At 70.2% G+C, this 17,042-nt stretch carries 12 protein-coding genes and 5 tRNA genes; 7 read left to right on the top strand and 10 right to left on the bottom strand.

Features of this window, described 5'->3' with window-relative positions; all coding sequences use genetic code 11:
• Positions 1 to 48: 48 nt before the first annotated feature.
• The 7 genes from AC1P0E_RS18080 to AC1P0E_RS18050 form a co-directional block, all read right to left on the bottom strand.
• A tRNA-Lys gene (locus AC1P0E_RS18080) sits at positions 49 to 121 on the bottom strand.
• A gap of 87 nt (positions 122 to 208) precedes the next feature.
• Positions 209 to 2,149, bottom strand: coding sequence for an FG-GAP-like repeat-containing protein (locus AC1P0E_RS18075; RefSeq protein ID WP_482743192.1), 1,941 nt, complete (start codon positions 2,147 to 2,149; stop codon positions 209 to 211).
• A gap of 415 nt (positions 2,150 to 2,564) precedes the next feature.
• Positions 2,565 to 4,883, bottom strand: a complete 2,319-nt coding sequence (locus AC1P0E_RS18070) for a DEAD/DEAH box helicase (protein WP_482743191.1) — start codon at positions 4,881 to 4,883, stop codon at positions 2,565 to 2,567.
• Positions 4,884 to 5,110: 227 nt separating this feature from the next.
• Entirely contained in the window at positions 5,111 to 5,686 is a 576-nt protein-coding gene (locus AC1P0E_RS18065) for a hypothetical protein (RefSeq protein ID WP_482743190.1), read from the bottom strand.
• A gap of 237 nt (positions 5,687 to 5,923) precedes the next feature.
• Positions 5,924 to 6,286 carry a fluoride efflux transporter FluC gene (locus tag AC1P0E_RS18060; RefSeq protein WP_482743189.1) on the bottom strand — a complete coding sequence of 121 codons (363 nt, stop codon included), beginning with the start codon at positions 6,284 to 6,286 and terminating at the stop codon, positions 5,924 to 5,926.
• Complete coding sequence (locus AC1P0E_RS18055; protein WP_482743188.1) at positions 6,283 to 6,759, bottom strand: fluoride efflux transporter FluC; 477 nt, start codon at positions 6,757 to 6,759, stop codon at positions 6,283 to 6,285. Before AC1P0E_RS18055 ends, AC1P0E_RS18060 begins: the two co-directional genes overlap by 4 nt.
• Positions 6,756 to 7,118, bottom strand: a complete 363-nt coding sequence (locus AC1P0E_RS18050) for a metallopeptidase family protein (RefSeq protein WP_028815096.1) — start codon at positions 7,116 to 7,118, stop codon at positions 6,756 to 6,758. Before AC1P0E_RS18050 ends, AC1P0E_RS18055 begins: the two co-directional genes overlap by 4 nt.
• An 86-nt stretch (positions 7,119 to 7,204) precedes the next feature.
• Between AC1P0E_RS18050 and AC1P0E_RS18045 the strand changes: the two genes are divergently transcribed.
• The 4 genes from AC1P0E_RS18045 to AC1P0E_RS18030 all read left to right on the top strand — a co-directional run bounded on the left by AC1P0E_RS18045 (position 7,205) and on the right by AC1P0E_RS18030 (position 9,125).
• Positions 7,205 to 8,761 (top strand): metallophosphoesterase family protein, encoded by a 1,557-nt coding sequence (locus AC1P0E_RS18045; protein ID WP_482743187.1) that lies wholly within the window; start codon positions 7,205 to 7,207, stop codon positions 8,759 to 8,761.
• A gap of 79 nt (positions 8,762 to 8,840) precedes the next feature.
• Positions 8,841 to 8,913 (top strand) — tRNA-Glu (locus tag AC1P0E_RS18040).
• 38 nt (positions 8,914 to 8,951) lie between these two features.
• Positions 8,952 to 9,026: transfer RNA gene (locus tag AC1P0E_RS18035), tRNA-Asp, on the top strand.
• 22 nt (positions 9,027 to 9,048) lie between these two features.
• Positions 9,049 to 9,125, top strand: a tRNA-Phe gene (locus AC1P0E_RS18030).
• Between the two features lie 98 nt (positions 9,126 to 9,223).
• Here AC1P0E_RS18030 and AC1P0E_RS18025 read toward each other — a convergent pair.
• The 3 genes from AC1P0E_RS18025 to AC1P0E_RS18015 all read right to left on the bottom strand — a co-directional run bounded on the left by AC1P0E_RS18025 (position 9,224) and on the right by AC1P0E_RS18015 (position 12,020).
• Complete coding sequence (locus tag AC1P0E_RS18025) at positions 9,224 to 10,060, bottom strand: cytochrome c biogenesis CcdA family protein (protein ID WP_482743186.1); 837 nt, start codon at positions 10,058 to 10,060, stop codon at positions 9,224 to 9,226.
• Positions 10,057 to 10,812 carry a DsbA family protein gene (locus AC1P0E_RS18020; RefSeq protein ID WP_482743185.1) on the bottom strand — a complete coding sequence of 252 codons (756 nt, stop codon included), beginning with the start codon at positions 10,810 to 10,812 and terminating at the stop codon, positions 10,057 to 10,059. The genes AC1P0E_RS18025 and AC1P0E_RS18020 overlap by 4 nt, the downstream gene beginning before the upstream one ends.
• 764 nt (positions 10,813 to 11,576) lie before the next feature.
• Complete coding sequence (locus tag AC1P0E_RS18015; protein ID WP_482743184.1) at positions 11,577 to 12,020, bottom strand: hypothetical protein; 444 nt, start codon at positions 12,018 to 12,020, stop codon at positions 11,577 to 11,579.
• A gap of 128 nt (positions 12,021 to 12,148) precedes the next feature.
• Between AC1P0E_RS18015 and hrpA the strand changes: the two genes are divergently transcribed.
• The 3 genes from hrpA to AC1P0E_RS18000 all read left to right on the top strand — a co-directional run bounded on the left by hrpA (position 12,149) and on the right by AC1P0E_RS18000 (position 16,702).
• Positions 12,149 to 16,069, top strand: coding sequence for an ATP-dependent RNA helicase HrpA (gene hrpA / locus AC1P0E_RS18010; protein ID WP_482743183.1), 3,921 nt, complete (start codon positions 12,149 to 12,151; stop codon positions 16,067 to 16,069).
• A 92-nt stretch (positions 16,070 to 16,161) separates the two neighbouring features.
• Positions 16,162 to 16,236 (top strand) — tRNA-Asp (locus AC1P0E_RS18005).
• A gap of 259 nt (positions 16,237 to 16,495) precedes the next feature.
• The gene (locus tag AC1P0E_RS18000; RefSeq protein WP_482743182.1) at positions 16,496 to 16,702 is read left to right on the top strand and encodes a DUF6274 family protein; all 207 of its coding nucleotides are present in this window, start codon (positions 16,496 to 16,498) and stop codon (positions 16,700 to 16,702) included.
• The last annotated feature ends 340 nt before the right edge of the window (positions 16,703 to 17,042 follow it).

Here is a 17,042-nt window from a genome sequence, read left to right as displayed (position 1 = left end):
ACAAGATCAGCCCCAGCTCAGATGCACTCTGAGCTGGGGCTGAGTCGGTAGGCCGTGTGGGACTCGAACCCACAACCAACGGATTAAAAGTCCGCTGCTCTGCCAATTGAGCTAACGGCCCTCGACAGATCACCCCCGAGCATAGCCGCAGCGAGCCCGGCAGCCGATCGGGTATCGGTTGCCGGGCCCGTCGAAGCTGCACCGGAGCCTAGAACAGGCCCTTGTAGCCCTGCCAGCCGGTGGCGATCTGCGTGCGGCCGCCGAAGGAGCCGCGGCCGTTGCCGTCGTTGCGGAACAGCTTTCCGGCGGAGTCGCGCACGACGATGTCCGCCTTGCCGTCACCGCTCAGGTCACCTACGCCGACAACGGCGTTGTACGAGCGGCCCCAGTCCTTGAAGACCTGCGCCCGCCCCTTGAACGTGCCGGTGCCCGTGCCGTCGTAGCGCCACAGGCCTCCCGACCTGTCGTGCCCGAGCAGATCCGCCTTGCCGTCGCCCGTGATGTCGCCGACGCCGGTGATCCGCCCGTACGTCTTCCAGTTCGTACCGATCCGTACCTTGGCCTTGAACGTGCCGCCGGCCGCACCGGCGTAGAAGTACATGTCGCCGGTGGCCGTCTGACGGGTGACCAGGTCCGCGCGGCCGTCACCGTTCGCGTCCCCGGGCGACGTCAGTACGTCGTACTGTCCCCAGCCCGTCCCGATCTTCGTGTACGCGCTCGTCGGCTTGTACGCGCTGTCCGCGCACTTGCCCGCGTATCGCCGCAGCTCCCCGCCCGTCCGGACGAGCAGCTCATTGCACCGGTCGCCGTTCGTGTCGCCGAAGGGGACCGCGACGGTGCCTGCCGGCCAGCCCGTACCGGAGAGCTTCGTACCGAAGTCGCCCTTCACCTGGCCGAGATGGACGGTCATGGTGCCGGACGAGTTGAGCGTGACCAGGTCGCCGATGCTGTAGCCGCCCTGGTCGTGGAGACCCGGCCGGCCCCCGCCCACCCCGATGGAACCGCTGGTGCTGTACGTGCTCGTTCCCTCGGCGGCGGTCGCCTTCAGGGTCCAGGTGTGCCGTCCGTTGAGGGTGTGGGCGCCCGAGTCCGTCCTGCCGTCCCACACGACGTCGATCTCGGTGCCCGGCCCGCCCTTCATGGTGCGGACGGTGTGGCCGCGCGCGTCCTTGACCGTGAAGGTCCACTGCGCCGGGCTGCTGAGCTGCCAGGTGCTCGACCAGGCCTGCGCGCCCGTCGTGTCCTTGAGGTCGAGGTAATCGTCGTCCACCTCCGACTCGGTCTTCGCGAGCGGCTGGGCGGGCACCCCGCTGGGCACGATACGGATGGCCTTGTCGGGGCCGATGTAGGCGATGTCACCGCCGAACTTGTCCACCGCCCAGGTCAGCCGGCGCTGGTCGGCGGTGTTCCCGGCCGGCAGATCCGCGATCTCGCGGGGCGCGGCGGCAGTCCCCGTGTGGAAATCGGTGAGCAGCAGCTTCTCCGCCGCCCTGTCGTGCCGTACGAGATAGCCGTCGCTGACGAGTGCCGGGCCGGACGGAACAGTGAACGACTTCTTCGCCGTACGGTCGTAGACGCCGGCGGCTCCGGTCGGACCGCAGTTCCAGTAGAGCCAGCGGCCCACGGCCCGGAGTTCCTTGACGGTGCAGGGCGCGCCGACGGAGAGCGTTTCGACGACCTTCTTCGCTTCGAGGTCGATCGCCGAGACGGAACCGGCGGCGGAGTTGGCGGTCCACAGCCTGTTGCCCCACAGGGAGGCGGCCGTGGGCGTGCGGGTCATCCGCACGTCCTGCGTGCGGTACGGCTGAACACCGTCGACGTACTGCTTGGCGGGCGACGCCGCGTCGTAGACGAAGAAGCGCCCGGTCATGTCCACGATCCGTGCGCCCGACACCGCGGGCTCCCAGCCGTGAATGCTGCTCGGGCTGGTCCTGATCTGTACTTGTTCGGATCCGTTGTTGACGAAGACCATGCCGAAGTCGCCGTTGCCGGCGGCCATCAGCGTGACGCACGAACCGGCGTCGCAGGGCAACCGCTTCGCGTGCGCGCCGTTCGCGAACTCATCGGCGTACCCCATGGACACCCGGTCGGAGGCGGTCGAACCGTCCGCCGCGACCGTCCTGGCCACGAAGAACTGGTCTCCCGACACGCCCTTTTCCACCGTGTGCAGCGTTTCCGCCGGCGAAGTCCATGCCCCAGACGCCGTCCGTCTGTACGGGCGTCGGCAATGGTGCGGCGGCGCTCGCGGGCGGTGTCGCAACCATGCCCGCGGCGAGAGCCGCCACGGCCAGCGCGGCGATGTGGCCGCGCGTGTACCCAGTCAAAAGAGAGTCCCTCCCCGGGAGCCTGAAGAAGGCATGGGGAGGCGACGGCGGCTGTGCGCGCGCCGTCGGCGAAGTGAATCGAGCCACGCCCCCCGGCAGTGCCCCCCATGCAAGTGGGCGGATCGTAGCAGCAGTTGCGTATGTGGAGGAAGGGAAAAGAAAAGCGGGCCCGTTCGTGAAGAACGGGCCCGCTTTCGCAGGTCAGCGGGCTACGCCGCCGAGTTGATCAGCTGTCGGCTGTCAGCTGCGCTTCCAGCGCGGCTTGTCGTCACGGCGGCCGAACGAGCCGGTGGCCGTGCCGGTGCCGGTGCCGGTGCTGCCGGCACCGCGGTGGTCGTCACGACGGCCCTGGGGGCGGTCGTGGCCGCCGGTGCGGAAGCCGCCGCCGGCCGGACGGTCGTCACGACGGTCGCGGTTGAACGGACGGTCGGCGCCGCCGGAGCGGAAGCCGCCACCGGTGGCCGGACGGTCGTCACGGCGCTGGAAGCCGCCACGCTCGCCGCCACCGCGGTTGTCGCCACCACGGTTGTCGTCGCGGCGGAAGCCGCCACCACGGTTGTCGTCACGACGCTCGAACGGACGGCCACCACGGTCGCCACCACCGGTCGGACGGTCGTCGCGGCGCTGGAAGCCACCGCGCTCGCCGCCACCGCGGTTGTCGTCGCGGCGGAAGCCACCGCCACGGTTGTCGTCACGACGCTCGAACGGACGGCCACCACGGTCGCCACCACCGGTCGGACGGTCGTCGCGGCGCTGGAAGCCACCGCGCTCGCCACCACGGTCGTCACGGCGCTGGAAACCGCCACGGTCACCACCGCGGTCGCCGCCACGGAAGCCGCCGCGGTCACCGCGGTCACCCCCACGGTCGCCGCCGCGGTCGTCACGCCGCTGGAAGTTGCCACGGTCGTCGCGACGCTCCGGCGCCTGGGCCGGGACAGCGGCGGCAGCCTCAGCGGCCGCGAGCTCGGCCTCGGCGGCCTTCGCCGCCTCCGCCACAGCCTCGTCCGGGTCCTCGCCACGCTCACGCGCCGCACGGGCGACCAGACGGTCGGCCTCCTCGCGCAGCTCGGTCGCACGGCGCTGGATGCGCTCGAGCTCACGAGTGAGCTCCTTCGCCTCGCGCTCCGCCTGCTTGGCGGCGTTGTTCGCGGAGTCGGCCTGGACCTCGGTCAGCGAACGGGCGCCGGTGATCTCGGCGACCTCCGGCTCGAACGCGCCCGCTCCACCGACGATGTGGCGCGAGGCGTCGACGCCCGCGTCCTCCATGAGGCGGAAGATCTGGCGGCGCTGGTGCGGCAGCGACAGGGAGACGACTACGCCGGACTTGCCCGCGCGAGCCGTACGGCCCGAGCGGTGCAGGTAGTCCTTGTGGTCACCGGCCGGGTCCACGTTCAGCACCAGGTCGATGCCGTCGACGTGGATACCGCGAGCGGCGACGTCGGTGGCGACGAGGGCGTTGACGTAACCCTTCTTGAAGTCTTCGAGGACGCGCGTACGGGCGCCCTGCGTCATGCCGCCGTGCAGTGCGTCGGCCTTGACGCCCGAGTCCTGCAGCTGCTCGGCGATGCGGTCCGCGCCCAGCTGGGTGCGTACGAAGATGATCGTGCGACCCTTGCGGGCGGCGATCGCGGCCGTGACCGGCGCCTTGTCCTTCGGCTTCACGACGAGGACGTGGTGGGTCATGGTCGAGACGTTGCCCTGCGCGCTGTCGACCTCGTGCGTGACGGGGTTCGTCAGGTAGCGCTTGACCAGCGTGCTGATCTCGTTCTCCATGGTGGCGGAGAAGAGCATCCGCTGGCCGCCGCCGGGGATCTGGTCGAGCAGCTCGGTGACCTCGGGCAGGAAGCCCAGGTCGGACATCTGGTCGGCCTCGTCGAGGACGGCGACCTGGACGTTCGCGAGCGACGCGGCGCCTCGGTTGAGGAGGTCGCGCAGACGGCCCGGGGTGGCGACGAGGACGTCGACGCCGCGCTCCAGGGCGTAGATCTGGTTGCTCATGGACGTACCGCCGCAGACGACCTTCATCTTCAGGCCGAGTACGTCGCCGTACGGCTGAAGCGCGTCCGCGACCTGCATCGCGAGCTCACGCGTCGGGGTCAGGATGATCGCGCGGGGCTTCTTCTTCTCGGTGTGACCGCCGGCCAGCTGGGCCAGGGTCGGCAGACCGAAGGAGAGCGTCTTGCCGGAGCCGGTGCGGCCACGGCCGAGGATGTCCTTGCCGGCCAGGGCGTCCGGGATGGTCGCGGCCTGGATCGGGAAGGGGGCGGTGACGCCGTTCTGCGCGAGCTTGCGGACGATGCCGTCCGGCAGGCCCAGGGAGGCGAAGGTCACAGTCGGCTCGGCGTCGATGTCGGCCTCAACGGCCTCGTTCGCCGCGTCCGTCTCGATCGCGTCGTCCGCGTCGGTCGCGTCGTCGAGCTCGTTGATCTCCGCGGTGATCTCGGCGATCTCGGCGGGGACCTCGGTGATGACCTCGTTGGCCTCGATGACGTCGGCGGTCTCTACGACCGTCTCGGCGTTCTCGGGCATGGCGGTGCGGTCAGTGCTGGAAATGGACATACGAAATGCGAAACCTCTCGGAGTCTCGGCACGCGCCCAAACTCCGTGAAATCGCAAATCAATCGCAAATTCGACCGCCTCAGTGCGGTCAGTCACGGTAAGGGAGAGTACGCGCCACGGGGCGCTCCAGGTCCTCGTTCTTTACGAGAACTCAACGGCGCCGGGCAATGGGATCAAACGATCTATAACCATACGCACCCTTCCCCACTTCTGGCAAACCAGCTTCCCTACACCGGCCCCACCTGCGGTGATGCCACCGGCTCACGCCGCATCTGCCCCCGCTCCCCCATCGCCGCCGTCTGGGTGTCCGCCGCCGGCGACGCCGACGGCGGGGGAGGGCTCGGCGGCGGCTCCGACGGCTCCGGGGGCGGCGGCTCCGTGGCCGGCGGCGGCTCGGGCGGCTCCGGGGGCCGCGTGGGCGCGGGCGTGTCCTGTGTCGGCGTCGGCACGCCCGGGCGCGGCTGCGGCCGGGTGCCGCCGCCCTTCGGCGGGGCCTCGCCACTCTTCGACGGCGCGGCCGAGGCGCCCGGCGACGCGCCGTGACTCGCCGAGGCATCGTCCCCGTCGGCCTTGTCGTCGCCGTCCGCTTTCCTGCCGTCCTCGCGGCCTTCCACCGCCCGCCCCCCCGTACGCCCGATCCCCGTCCCGGTCTGCGCCTTGCCGCCGTCGGGCTCCGCCGCCGCGGCCTCCTGCCCGGACTGTGAACGGGACGGCGCCGGCCTGCCTCCCTCGTCACCCACGCTCATGCAGCCTGCGGACGCCGCGACCGCGAGGACAGCGGCGGCCAATCTGACAGGGGCCAATCGGACAGGCTGGGGCAACTGGCGCACGGACGGCACCTCCGGGGCACGGCGGGCGGGATTTCACTGCCCAACTCCCTTTGGCCCACAAGGGACACGCAAGGGAGACGCGGGAAGGCCCGCTTGGGGCCGACGCGGGGCGCGCGTGAGGCCCGCTTGATTCCCGCGTGAGGCGCCACGCCAGCTCGAGCGGCCCACGGGCCACACCCGCCCCACAGGACACACTCGCCTCACGGACCTCTACCCCACCAACCCCCGCGCGAGTTCGAACCCCAGAAAGACCGCACCGAGCCCTACCAGCAGCGAAGCCCCCGCATTGGCCACCGCGAGGAACTTCCAGCCGCGCTCGGCCAGCCGCAGCGTCTCGTAGCTGAAGGTCGAGTACGTCGAAAGGGCCCCGCACAGCCCGGTCCCGAGCAGCGCGTACGTCGTCGAGGACACCAGCGCCCCCGTCAGCACCCCCAGTGCCAGGCTCGCCCCCGCGTTGACCACGAACGTCCCCCAGGGGAACACCGAATCGTGCCGCCCCTGCACCGCACGGTCCGTCAGGTACCGCAGCGGCGCCCCGACCGCCGCCCCCACCGCCACCAGCAGCCACGTCATGCGGCCGCCCCCGTCCGCGCCACGCCCGCCCGCGTCACCGCCACCCCGGCCCACACCGCGGCCAGCGCCGCCACGAACGTCCCGGCGGCGTACGCCATCGCGGTGAGCGCGGCGCCCCGCTCCAGCAGCCGGGCCACATCCACGGCGTACGTCGAGAAGGTCGTGAAGCCGCCGAGCACGCCGACCCCGAGGAACGGCCTGACCAGCGCATGCCCTCGGCCCCGCTCGCTCACCAGCACCATCAGCACGCCGATAAGCGCGCACCCCGCGACGTTCACGCCGAAGGTCGTCCACACACTGCCGGGCCACAGGACAGCCGCCCCGTGCCTGGCCAGCGCCCCCAGCGCACCGCCCGCCGAGACCGCGGCGAGCACGCGCCACTTGCCGCGCCCGGCGGTCTCGGCGCGTTGCGCGGGTACATGGAGATCGACATCGGAGTCGATCGCACCCTCGGGACCGGTCCCGCCGCTCACCCGTACCCCAGCGCGTGCAGCCTCTCGTCGTCGATCCCGAAGTGGTGTGCCACCTCGTGGACGACGGTGATCTCCGTCTCCGCGACGACATCCTCCCGGGACTCGCACATCCGCAGGGTGGGCCCCCGGTAGATGGTGATCCGGTCAGGCAGCACGCCCGCGTACCACTCACCACGGTCGGTCAGCGGGGTTCCCTCGTACAGGCCCAGCAGATCAGGACCGTGGTCCGGGTCGTCCGTCGCCGGCTCGTCCTCCACGAACACCGCGACGTTGTCCATCAGCCGCGTCAGCTCCGGCGGGATCCTGTCCAGCGCCTCGGCGACCAGTTCCTCGAACTCCTCACGCGTCATCTCCAGCACCCGGCCATTGTCACGTAATTCCGTGCGACGGGGTGGGGTGGGACCCAGTGAGCATGGGCGCCCGCCCACATGGGCATACGGGCCCAATGGCCCGCAGCCCTTTCCGTGCCACGCCGCCCCGCCCGCTGACCCGACTGCAACGCCACTACCGCTCCCGACGCACCGGCCCCACCAGCACCCTCGTACACACCCCGCATCCCTACGCGCGGGCCCTCGGCCTCGCCGCGGTGGTGCTGGCGGGCGCCTGGCTCGGCCTGCTGATCGTCGGCAGCGTCCGTACGCCGGTCGGTCCGATGGACACGACCATGACGCTCCGCGCGTCCGCCGCCGGCGGCACCAAGATCAACGTCTCGCCGCTGGGCGCTCTCGAACTCGACACCCACACCGCCCCCATCCGCCTCGATGTGGACGTCGACCAGCTCGACCCGGTCCGCTCCCAGGCCCTGGTCGAACACCCCGAACGCCTGTCCGGCCTGCAGGCAGAGATCACCAAGGACGTCACCGACGGCACGACCGACCTCGCCGTACGCTCCTGTGTCGCCGTCGTGTCGGGCGCCACCGCCCTCGGTCTCGCCGTCTACCGGAGCCCGCGCCGCGCCCTGGCGGCCGGCGGCCTGGCGCTCGCCCTGCTGACGGCGTCGGGCATCAGCACGTACGCCACCTGGAACCCGAAGTCGGTCCTGGAGCCCAAGTTCTCCGGCCTCCTGTCCTCCGCGCCCTCGGTGGTCGGCAACGCGCGCAGCATCGTCAGCGAGTTCGACGTCTACCAGAAGGAGCTCGCGCGCCTGGTCACCAATGTGACGAAGCTGTACGACGCCACCTCGACGCTCCCGACCTACCAGCCGGACCCGGCCACGATGCGCGTCCTGCACGTCTCGGACATCCACCTGAACCCGGCCGCGTGGCACATCATCGGCTCGCTCGTCGAGCAGTACGACATCGACGTGATCATCGACTCCGGCGACACGATGGACCACGGCACCGCCGCCGAGAACGGCTTCCTGGACCCGATCCCCGACCTCGGCGCGCCGTACGTCTGGGTCCGCGGCAACCACGACTCGCTCGCCACCCAGCGCTACCTCGAACGGCTCAAGGGCGTCCATGTCCTCGACGAGGGCAGGGCGGTCACCGTGGCGGGGCTCCGGGTAGCGGGCACGGGGGACCCGCAGTTCACCCCCGACCGCTCGGTCGAGGCGCAGGGCGACCCGGCCGAACGCATGGCGGGCATCCGCCTCGCCTCGGCCCTGCGCGACCAGCGGCGCGCCGGCACGCCCGTCGACATCGCGGTGGCGCACAACCCGGTCGCGGCGCGCGAGACGGACGGCACGGTTCCGCTGGTCCTGGCCGGTCATGTCCACAACCGCAAGACCGAGGTACTCGGCCAGGGCACCCGCCTCAAGATCGAAGGCTCGACGGGCGGCGGCGGCCTGCGCGCGCTGCAGAACGACAAGCCGGAGAAGGTACGGGCGTCGGTGCTCTATCTGGATCGCTCCACCCGCCATCTGCAGGCCTGGGACGAGGTCACGCTGGGCGGCCTGGGCCTGACGACTGCCGAGGTCAGCCGCCATCTCCCGGACGACAACAGGCCCGGGGCACCCACTTCCCCAACCCCTTCCGCCACCTCCCCCTCACCCTCCCCGTAAACCGTTTTGGCGAACGGTCCCGCCATCCCATATGCTTCTCACGTCCCCGACGCGCTGCAAAGCGCCCAGGCGGGCTCTAGCCCTCATCGTCTAGTGGCCCAGGACGCCGCCCTTTCAAGGCGGTAGCACGGGTTCGAATCCCGTTGGGGGCACGCACAACCGTGTGCGAGACTTGTCTCGCACCACGCTTGGTCCTGTGGAGCAGTTTGGAGTGCTCGCCACCCTGTCAAGGTGGAGGCCGCGGGTTCAAATCCCGTCAGGACCGCTGCGGATCGTGAGGTCCGAGTGGCTGGGTAGCTCAGTTGGTACGAGCGATCGCCTGAAAAGCGATAGGTCGCCGGTTCGATCCCGGCCCCAGCCACCACTTCGAAGACCCCCGCCCATCGGACGGGGGTCTTTGCGTACCCCCCAGCCACCACTTCGAAGGCCGGGCCCCGCCCGCTGCCGGACGGGGCCTTCGCGTTACGCCTCCTCTGCGGGCGCCTTGCGGCGCCGGGCGCGCAGGGCGAGTGTCACGCCCACCACCGCGACCACGCCGGCCAGCAGTACCGCGTCGGGCACGGACTCGCCGAGGCCGCTCACCCACTCCTCCACGGCGAACGAGTCGTCCACGTCGAGCAGACCGGGCAGGGCCGTCGTCCCGTCGAACACGAGGAAGAGCACGCCCAGCGCGACGAAGAAGAGCCCGGACAGCAGCGACGTGGTGTGCAGCTCGAAGCGCCCCACCTTCAACGCCCGCCCCCGCAGCCACTGCCGCTTCCCCAGCTCGAACCGCTCCCAGAGCAGGGCGAGCAGGAACAGCGGCACCGCCATGCCCAACGCGTAGACGGCCAGCAGCAGTCCGCCGTACACCGGACTGCCACTGACGGCCGCGACCGTCAGGACGCTGCCGAGGATGGGGCCCGCGCAGAAGCCCGCCAGGCCGTAGACGGCCCCGAGCGCGTAGACGGAGACCGCCGTCGTCGGCCTGATCCGCCCCGACAGCGCGGCGATACGGCGCGAGGCGAAGCCCATGCCGAGAATCTGCGCGACGCCGAGCGCGATGATCAGCCAGCCGCCGGTGAGCACGAGCTGGTCGCGGTGCCCGTAGAAGAGCCGCCCGGCGTACGAACCGGCGGCGCCCAGCGGCACGAGGGTGGTGGCGAGTCCGGCGTAGAAGATGCCGGTCCTGGCCATCAGCCGGGACGTCGAGTCGATCGAGTACGCGAAGAAGGCGGGGAGCAGGAGTGCGCTGCAGGGGCTGAGCAGGGCGAGCAGCCCGCCGAGGAAGGCGGCGAGATATCCGATGTCGGCGCTCACTCGGCCGCCTTCGCGTCCTTCGCCGCGTTCGCCGCCGCCTCGATGGCCGTGGTGAAGGTCTCGGCGGGCTGGGCGCCGGCGATCGGCCGGCCGTTGACGAGGAAGGACGGCGTGGAGGTGGCTCCGAGCTGGTACGCCTCCTCCTGGTCCTTCTTCACGGCCTTCGCGGCGGCTTCGCTCCCGGTGTCCCGGGTGAAGCGGGCGATGTCCTTCACCCCGGCTTCCTCGGCCAGCGCCTCGAGCCGGGCGTCACCGAAGCCCTTCTCCTTGGCGCCGTCGGCGTACGCGGCCGCGTGGAACTGCCAGAAGCGGCCCTGCTGGCCGGCTGCCCAGGACGCGCGGGCCGCCGCGTCGGACTCCTTGCCGAAGATCGGGAAGTTGCGCCATTCGATACGCAGGGTGCCGTCGTCGACGTACTTCTTCACCAGGGCGGGCTCGGTGTCGCGGGCAAACTTTCCGCAGTAGCCGCACTTGAAGTCGGCGTACTCGATGAGAACGACGGGCGCGTCCGCCCTGCCCTGCGCGAGCGTGTCCTCGGCGTCGCGCCGGGCGAGCTTCGTGAGCTCGGGGTAGACACCGGCCTGCGGATCGGCGGAGACCTCGGCGGGAGGCGCGTCGGCGGAGACGGCGGTGCGGGCCTCGTCCGGCTTGGTGGCGGTGTACGAGACGACGCCGAGCAGGACGGCCGCGGCGGCGACGGCGGCGCCGATGGCGATGCTGCGGCGGGGTGAGTTCTTGGGGGAGGAGGTCATGGGTGTTCGGTACTCCTGAAGGGAATGCGGAAGCGGAGGTCGGTGTCGGGGTCGGCGGGGGGTCGAGGGCGGCGGTGACCGGGGCAGGTCGTCGGCGGGGCAGGGCCTGGGCGGGGCCTTTTCCCCTCCCCGCCCCTTCCCGAACCGGGGCTCCGCCCCGGCCCCCGGTCCTCAATCGCCGGACGGGCTCGAACTTCCCCACCAGGGCAGGAACGCCCCAGCCAGGTTCGGAAGCCCCGCCCGGCCGTGAAGGTCTCGCGCGCCGGAGAGGCCGCGCCCGTCGGAGAACGGAGCCGGGCGGAAGGCTGCCCCAGGGAGAAGCCGGGCCGCCTACGGGGACAGCCCCCGCCGGGAGGAAGCACACCCACCGGAGAAGCCCTCCCAGTTGAGGAAGGCCCCCGCCCGCACTCACAGACAGAGCCGAACCAGAACCAGCACCTGCCCCTGAACCCAACCCGCCCCCGTTTCAGCGCGTTCCCGGGATCGCGGCCTGCCCGGGAACGCACCTGACCCAAGGAACCGAGCCAGGCCCGGGAATCAGTCCCTGCCCGGAAACAACCTGACCCGAGGAACCGCACCAGGCCCAGCTCCAGCGCCTGGTCGGGAACCGAGCCAGGTCCGGGATCAACGCCAGTCGGGCATATCAAGCCCGTCCGGCGTTTGAGGACACGCCCGTAGGACGTCCGGGGGTTGGGCAGCGCCCCTCACGCGGCGGAGCCGCTAAGCGGCACAACGGGGTGGGGAAGAAGCCCCGCAGGGCCCGCCTAGACCCGCAGGACGGAGAGACCTATCGGGGTCGGAGGGTCGAGCGGCGGTGGTCGGCGGTCGATCGCGACCTCCGCGACCAGGCCGTCGGCGCCCCACGAACCCGCCCCTGCCCGCGCCGCGTCGTACAGGGCGGGCAGCAACTCGTACGCCGCCCCACTTCGCGGCGGAGCGGCGGGCGTACTCCCGACGCCGTCCCGATGCCGGTCACGGCAGCCAGGCTCCCGCCCATCGCCAGAGGCGGAGGCGGAGGCGCCGGGCGGAGTGGTGACGACGGAGCCGGATTCGGAGGCGGAAGCCACCGCCACCGCTGTGGGCGTCGGCGCGCCCCAGGCCCCCGTGCCCCCGCACAGCAGCAGCACGGCCACCGCAAGCAGCGTCCCCAGCAGCGCGCCGGCCGTCGCCGCGCCGCGGCTGCGGCACCGGCGGCTGACCTGGGGCATGGGCTCGGGATCTCCTGTCAGGGGTGACTCGGTGAGGAACGTCCCCCAAAGCGTAGAGGCTCCGACGGCCCGCCCCCGCAGAAATCGGTTCGCCAGTCGCGACCGGCGGGTGAGATCCTGAATCAGGTATGTCTACTTCCTTCGCCGACCTCCAGACCGTGCTCGGAGGGCTGCCGCTCCGCGACGCCCACCGACTCGGCCGCCGTCTCGACGGCGCCCGTCGCATCCGCAAGCCCGACGCCCGCCAGGCCGTACTGGACGAAATCGCCGCCGAGGCCGAGAAGTCCGCCGCCCGCCTGGCGCAGCGTGCTGCCCGGATGCCCGAGATCACGTATCCGGAGTCACTGCCGGTCAGCCGGCGCAAGGACGACATCGCCGAGGCGATACGCGACCACCAGGTCGTGATCGTCGCGGGCGAGACCGGCTCCGGCAAGACGACGCAGATCCCGAAGATCTGCATGGAACTCGGCCGTGGCGTCAAGGGCATGATCGGCCACACCCAGCCCCGCCGCCTCGCAGCCCGCACCGTCGCCGAACGCATCGCGGACGAGCTGAAGACCCCCCTCGGCGAGGCCGTCGGCTGGAAGGTCCGGTTCACCGACCAGGTCAACCCGGACGCCACCTTCGTCAAGCTCATGACGGACGGCATCCTGCTCGCCGAGATCCAGACGGACCGCGACCTGCGCGCGTACGACACGATCATCATCGACGAGGCCCACGAGCGGTCGCTCAACATCGACTTCCTCCTCGGCTACCTCGCCCAGCTGCTCCCCAAGCGGCCCGATCTCAAGGTCGTCATCACCTCCGCGACCATCGACCCCGAGCGCTTCTCCCGCCACTTCGGCGACGCGCCCATCGTCGAGGTCAGCGGCCGTACGTACCCCGTCGAGGTCCGCTATCGCCCCCTCCTCGAGGACGACAGCGACGACTCCGACCGCGACCAGATCACCGCCATCGCGGATGCAGTCGACGAGCTCCAGGCTGAAGGTCCGGGCGACGTCCTCGTCTTCCTCTCCGGCGAGCGCGAGATCCGCGACACCGCCGACGCGCTCAACAAGAAGAACCTCCGCCACACCGAGGTACTCCCCCTCTACGCCCGCCTCTCGCACGCCGAGCAGCACCGCGTCTTCCAGCGCCACACCGGCCGCCGCATCGTCCTGGCCACCAACGTCGCCGAGACCTCGCTCACCGTCCCGGGCATCAAGTACGTGATCGATCCGGGCACCGCCCGCATCTCCCGCTACAGCCACCGCACCAAGGTCCAGCGCCTGCCGATCGAGCGGATCAGCCAGGCCAGCGCCAACCAGCGCAAGGGCCGTTGCGGCCGTACGTCCGACGGCATCTGCATCCGGCTGTACGACGAGGACGACTTCCTCACTCGCCCCGAGTTCACGGACGCCGAGATTCTCCGTACGAACCTCGCCTCCGTCATCCTCCAGATGACCGCCGCCGGTCTCGGCGAGATCGAGAAGTTCCCCTTCATCGATCCGCCAGACCACCGCAACATCCGCGACGGCGTCCAGCTCCTCCAGGAGCTCGGCGCGCTGGACCCGAACGAGAAAGACCCGAAGAAGCGGCTCACCGAGCAGGGGCGCAAGCTCGCCCAGCTCCCCGTCGACCCCCGCCTGGCCCGCATGGTCCTGGAGGCCGACAAGAACGGCTGCGTACGCGAAGTCATGGTGATCGCCTCCGCGCTCTCCATCCAGGACCCGCGCGAGCGGCCCTCCGAGAAGCAGCAGCAGGCCGACCAGCAGCACGCCCGCTTCAAGGACGAGACCTCCGACTTCCTCGCCTTCCTCAACCTCTGGCGGTACGTCCGCGAACAGCAGAAGGAGCGCGGCTCCTCCAGCTTCCGCCGGATGTGCAAGTCGGAGTATCTGAACTTTCTGCGCATTCGCGAATGGCAGGACATCTACACCCAGCTTCGCTCCGTCGCGAAGCAGATGGGGATACATGTCAATGAAGAAGACGCTCCCGAGCTGTCCGTGCACCAGTCCCTCCTCGCCGGACTGCTCTCCCACATCGGGCTGAAGGACACCGAGAAGAACGAGTACCTCGGGGCCCGCAGCGCCAAGTTCGCGATCTTCCCGGGCTCGGCGCTCTTCAAGAAGCAGCCCCGCTTCATCATGTCCGCCGAGCTGGTCGAAACGTCACGCCTGTGGGCACGGGTCAACGCGAAGATCGAACCGGAGTGGATCGAGCCGCTCGCCCAGCACCTCCTCAAGCGCACGTACAGCGAGCCGCACTGGGAGAAGGACCAGGCCGCTGTCATGGCGTACGAGAGGATCACGCTGTACGGCGTGCCGATCGTCGCCCAGCGCAAGGTCAACTACGGCCGGATCGACCCGGAGACCAGCCGGGAGCTTTTCATTCGCAACGCACTGGTCGAGGGTGACTGGCGTACGCACCACAAGTTCTACGCGGACAACCGCAAGCTCCTCACCGAGGTCGAGGAGCTGGAGCACCGCGCCCGCCGCCGCGACATCCTCGTGGACGACGAGACGCTCTTCGACTTCTACGACCGGCGCATCCCCGAACACGTCGTGTCGGGCGCGCACTTCGATTCCTGGTGGAAGCACAAGAAGCGCGAAGAGCCCGAACTTCTCGATTTCGAGCGCGAGATGCTCATCAACGAGAAGGCCGGAGCGGTCACGAAGGACGACTATCCGGACAGCTGGCGCCAGGGGAAGCTCAAGTTCCGGGTGACGTACCAGTTCGAGCCGGGCGCGGACGCGGACGGTGTGACCGTGCACATCCCCCTCCAGGTGCTCAATCAGGTCACGTCCGAGGGTTTCGACTGGCAGATCCCGGGACTGCGGGAGGAGGTCGTGACCGAGCTGATCCGGTCGCTCCCCAAGCCCATTCGCCGGCATTACGTCCCGGCGCCGGACTACGCCCGCAAGTTCCTCGACCGGGCCGTGCCTCTGCAGGAGCCGCTGCCGCTCACGCTCGCGCGCGAGCTGAAGCGGATGGTGGGCGTACCGGTCGAGGCGGACGACTTTGATCTCTCCCGCGTCCCGGACCATCTGAAGATCACGTTCCGGATCGTCGACGAGCGCCGCAAGAACCTCGCCGAGGACAAGGACCTGGAGGCGCTGCGGTTGCAGCTGCGCCCCAAGGCGCGTCAGGCGCTTTCCAAGGCCGCCGCGGCGACCGCGGGCCCCACGGGCGAGTCGATCGAACGTACGGGCCTCACGGACTGGACCATCGGCACGCTCAGCCGCGTCTTCGAGACGAAGAGGGCCGGCCAGCCTGTGCGGGCGTATCCGGCCCTCGTCGACCAGGGCGAGAGCGTCGCCGTACGGCTCTTCGACACGGAGGCCGAGCAGCAGCAGGCGATGTGGCGCGGCACGCGCCGGCTCATCCTGCTCAACATCCCCGTGAATCCGGCGAAGTTCGCCTCGGACAAGCTCGGCAATCAGCAGAAACTGGCCCTTTCGCGCAATCCGCACGGCTCGATCCAGGCGCTCTTCGACGACTGCGCGACCGCTGCCGCCGACAAGCTGATCGCGGACCACGGCGGTCCGGCCTGGGACGAGGAATCGTTCCGGAAGCTGTACGACAAGGTCCGCGCCGACCTCGTGGACGCGACCGTACGCACGGTGAACCAGGTCCAGCAGATCCTGGCCGCCTGGCAGGCCTGTGAGCGCCGCCTGAAGGCCACGAACAGCCTGACGCTGATCAACAACGTCGCCGACGTACGCGACCAGCTGGCGGCCCTCGTACCGGCCGGGTTCGTCACGAGGACGGGGCTGCGCCGGCTGCCCGACCTGATGCGCTATCTCGTCGCCGTCGACCGCAGGCTCCAGCAGATGCCCACGGCCGTCCAGCGTGACACCACGCGCATGGAGAAGGTCCACGAGATGCAGGACGAGTACGCCTGGCTGCTGGAGCAGCTGCCGCAGGGCAGGCCCGTACCGCCGGAGGTCCTGGACATCCGCTGGATGATCGAGGAGCTGCGGGTGAGCTACTTCGCGCACGCCCTGGGGACGGCCCGGCCGGTCTCGGACAAGCGGATCGTGGCGGCGATCGACGCGGCGGCGCCGTAACTCCTCCGTCGCCTTGAGTGAGTTCGCCCGTACCCCTGACCTGCTGTACAGTCTGTCTTCGCAGCGCAACGCAGTACAGCGCGGCAAAGCAAGGTCCTGTGGAGCAGTTTGGAGTGCTCGCCACCCTGTCAAGGTGGAGGCCGCGGGTTCAAATCCCGTCAGGACCGCATGGAATCGAAGGCCCGCATCCCCGGATGCGGGCCTTCGTGCTTTCCGCTGCGGATCGCGCACCGGGGCACCACCGGAGGCCGCGCCCGCGGCCGGAGGCCGCAATCAGATGCAGCAAATCCCGTCAGGACCGCTCGATACGAAGTAGCAGAAGGCCCGGATCCGTAAGGATCCGGGCCTTCTTGCGTCTTGACTGCGTCATCTGCCACCGGTACCCAGGCATCAGGGCATCGGGGGCCCGCACCGGGGAGGTGACGCATGGCCGCATCCAGCGCCAGGCACGAGACGCGCGCACTGCTGCGTGCCCATCTGGCGGCCTCTACGGGCTATCGCCACGTCACACGGCACTGTCCCATCTGTCATCGCCTCCTGCGGCTCGCCATGGAGCCGGAACCGGAGCAGCGGGGGGAGCGGCGGGAGGAGCCGCAGGCCGGCGCCGAAGACGAGAACCCCCCGGCTCCATGAGGCCGATCCCATATCGCCGACGTGCCTGGGATAAGCAAGAGTTGAGCCGTGTGACGGGTGTCACCGCATGAGTTTTGGAAACTGGTGCACTTACCCCCTCCCTACAACAGGTCGATTTAATATGTGCAATTGCACCACTCCGCAAGGGCCGCCGAAGGCCCCCCGGAAAGCCGGCGGACCGCAGGTCAGAGCGGTCGCCGAGCCCCTCGCGCGGGCATAAAAAAAAGATCGCGCTGGACCCGGCGGAGTCCAGCGCGATCAACGACGCACCCGTCTTGCATGGATGTGGCGCCTGTTGGGGCAGACGCCTGTCGTGTGATGCCAGGTGGGCGTCCGGGTT

The organism is Streptomyces sp. TRD_SC_5, assembly GCF_056836825.1.
This window is presented reverse-complemented; position numbering and strand designations above follow the sequence as displayed.

Excerpts from the sequence above, each read along its gene's own strand:
- AC1P0E_RS18020 (WP_482743185.1), bottom strand. The coding sequence starts at position 10,812 with ATGACCTCCTCCCCCAAGAACTCACCCCGCCGCAGCATCGCCATCGGC.
- AC1P0E_RS18045 (WP_482743187.1), top strand. The coding sequence starts at position 7,205 with ATGGCCCGCAGCCCTTTCCGTGCCACGCCGCCCCGCCCGCTGACCCGA.
- AC1P0E_RS18000 (WP_482743182.1), top strand. The coding sequence starts at position 16,496 with ATGGCCGCATCCAGCGCCAGGCACGAGACGCGCGCACTGCTGCGTGCC.
- AC1P0E_RS18070 (WP_482743191.1), bottom strand. The coding sequence starts at position 4,883 with ATGTCCATTTCCAGCACTGACCGCACCGCCATGCCCGAGAACGCCGAG.
- AC1P0E_RS18015 (WP_482743184.1), bottom strand. The coding sequence starts at position 12,020 with ATGCCCCAGGTCAGCCGCCGGTGCCGCAGCCGCGGCGCGGCGACGGCC.
- AC1P0E_RS18060 (WP_482743189.1), bottom strand. The coding sequence starts at position 6,286 with ATGACGTGGCTGCTGGTGGCGGTGGGGGCGGCGGTCGGGGCGCCGCTG.
- hrpA (WP_482743183.1), top strand. The coding sequence starts at position 12,149 with ATGTCTACTTCCTTCGCCGACCTCCAGACCGTGCTCGGAGGGCTGCCG.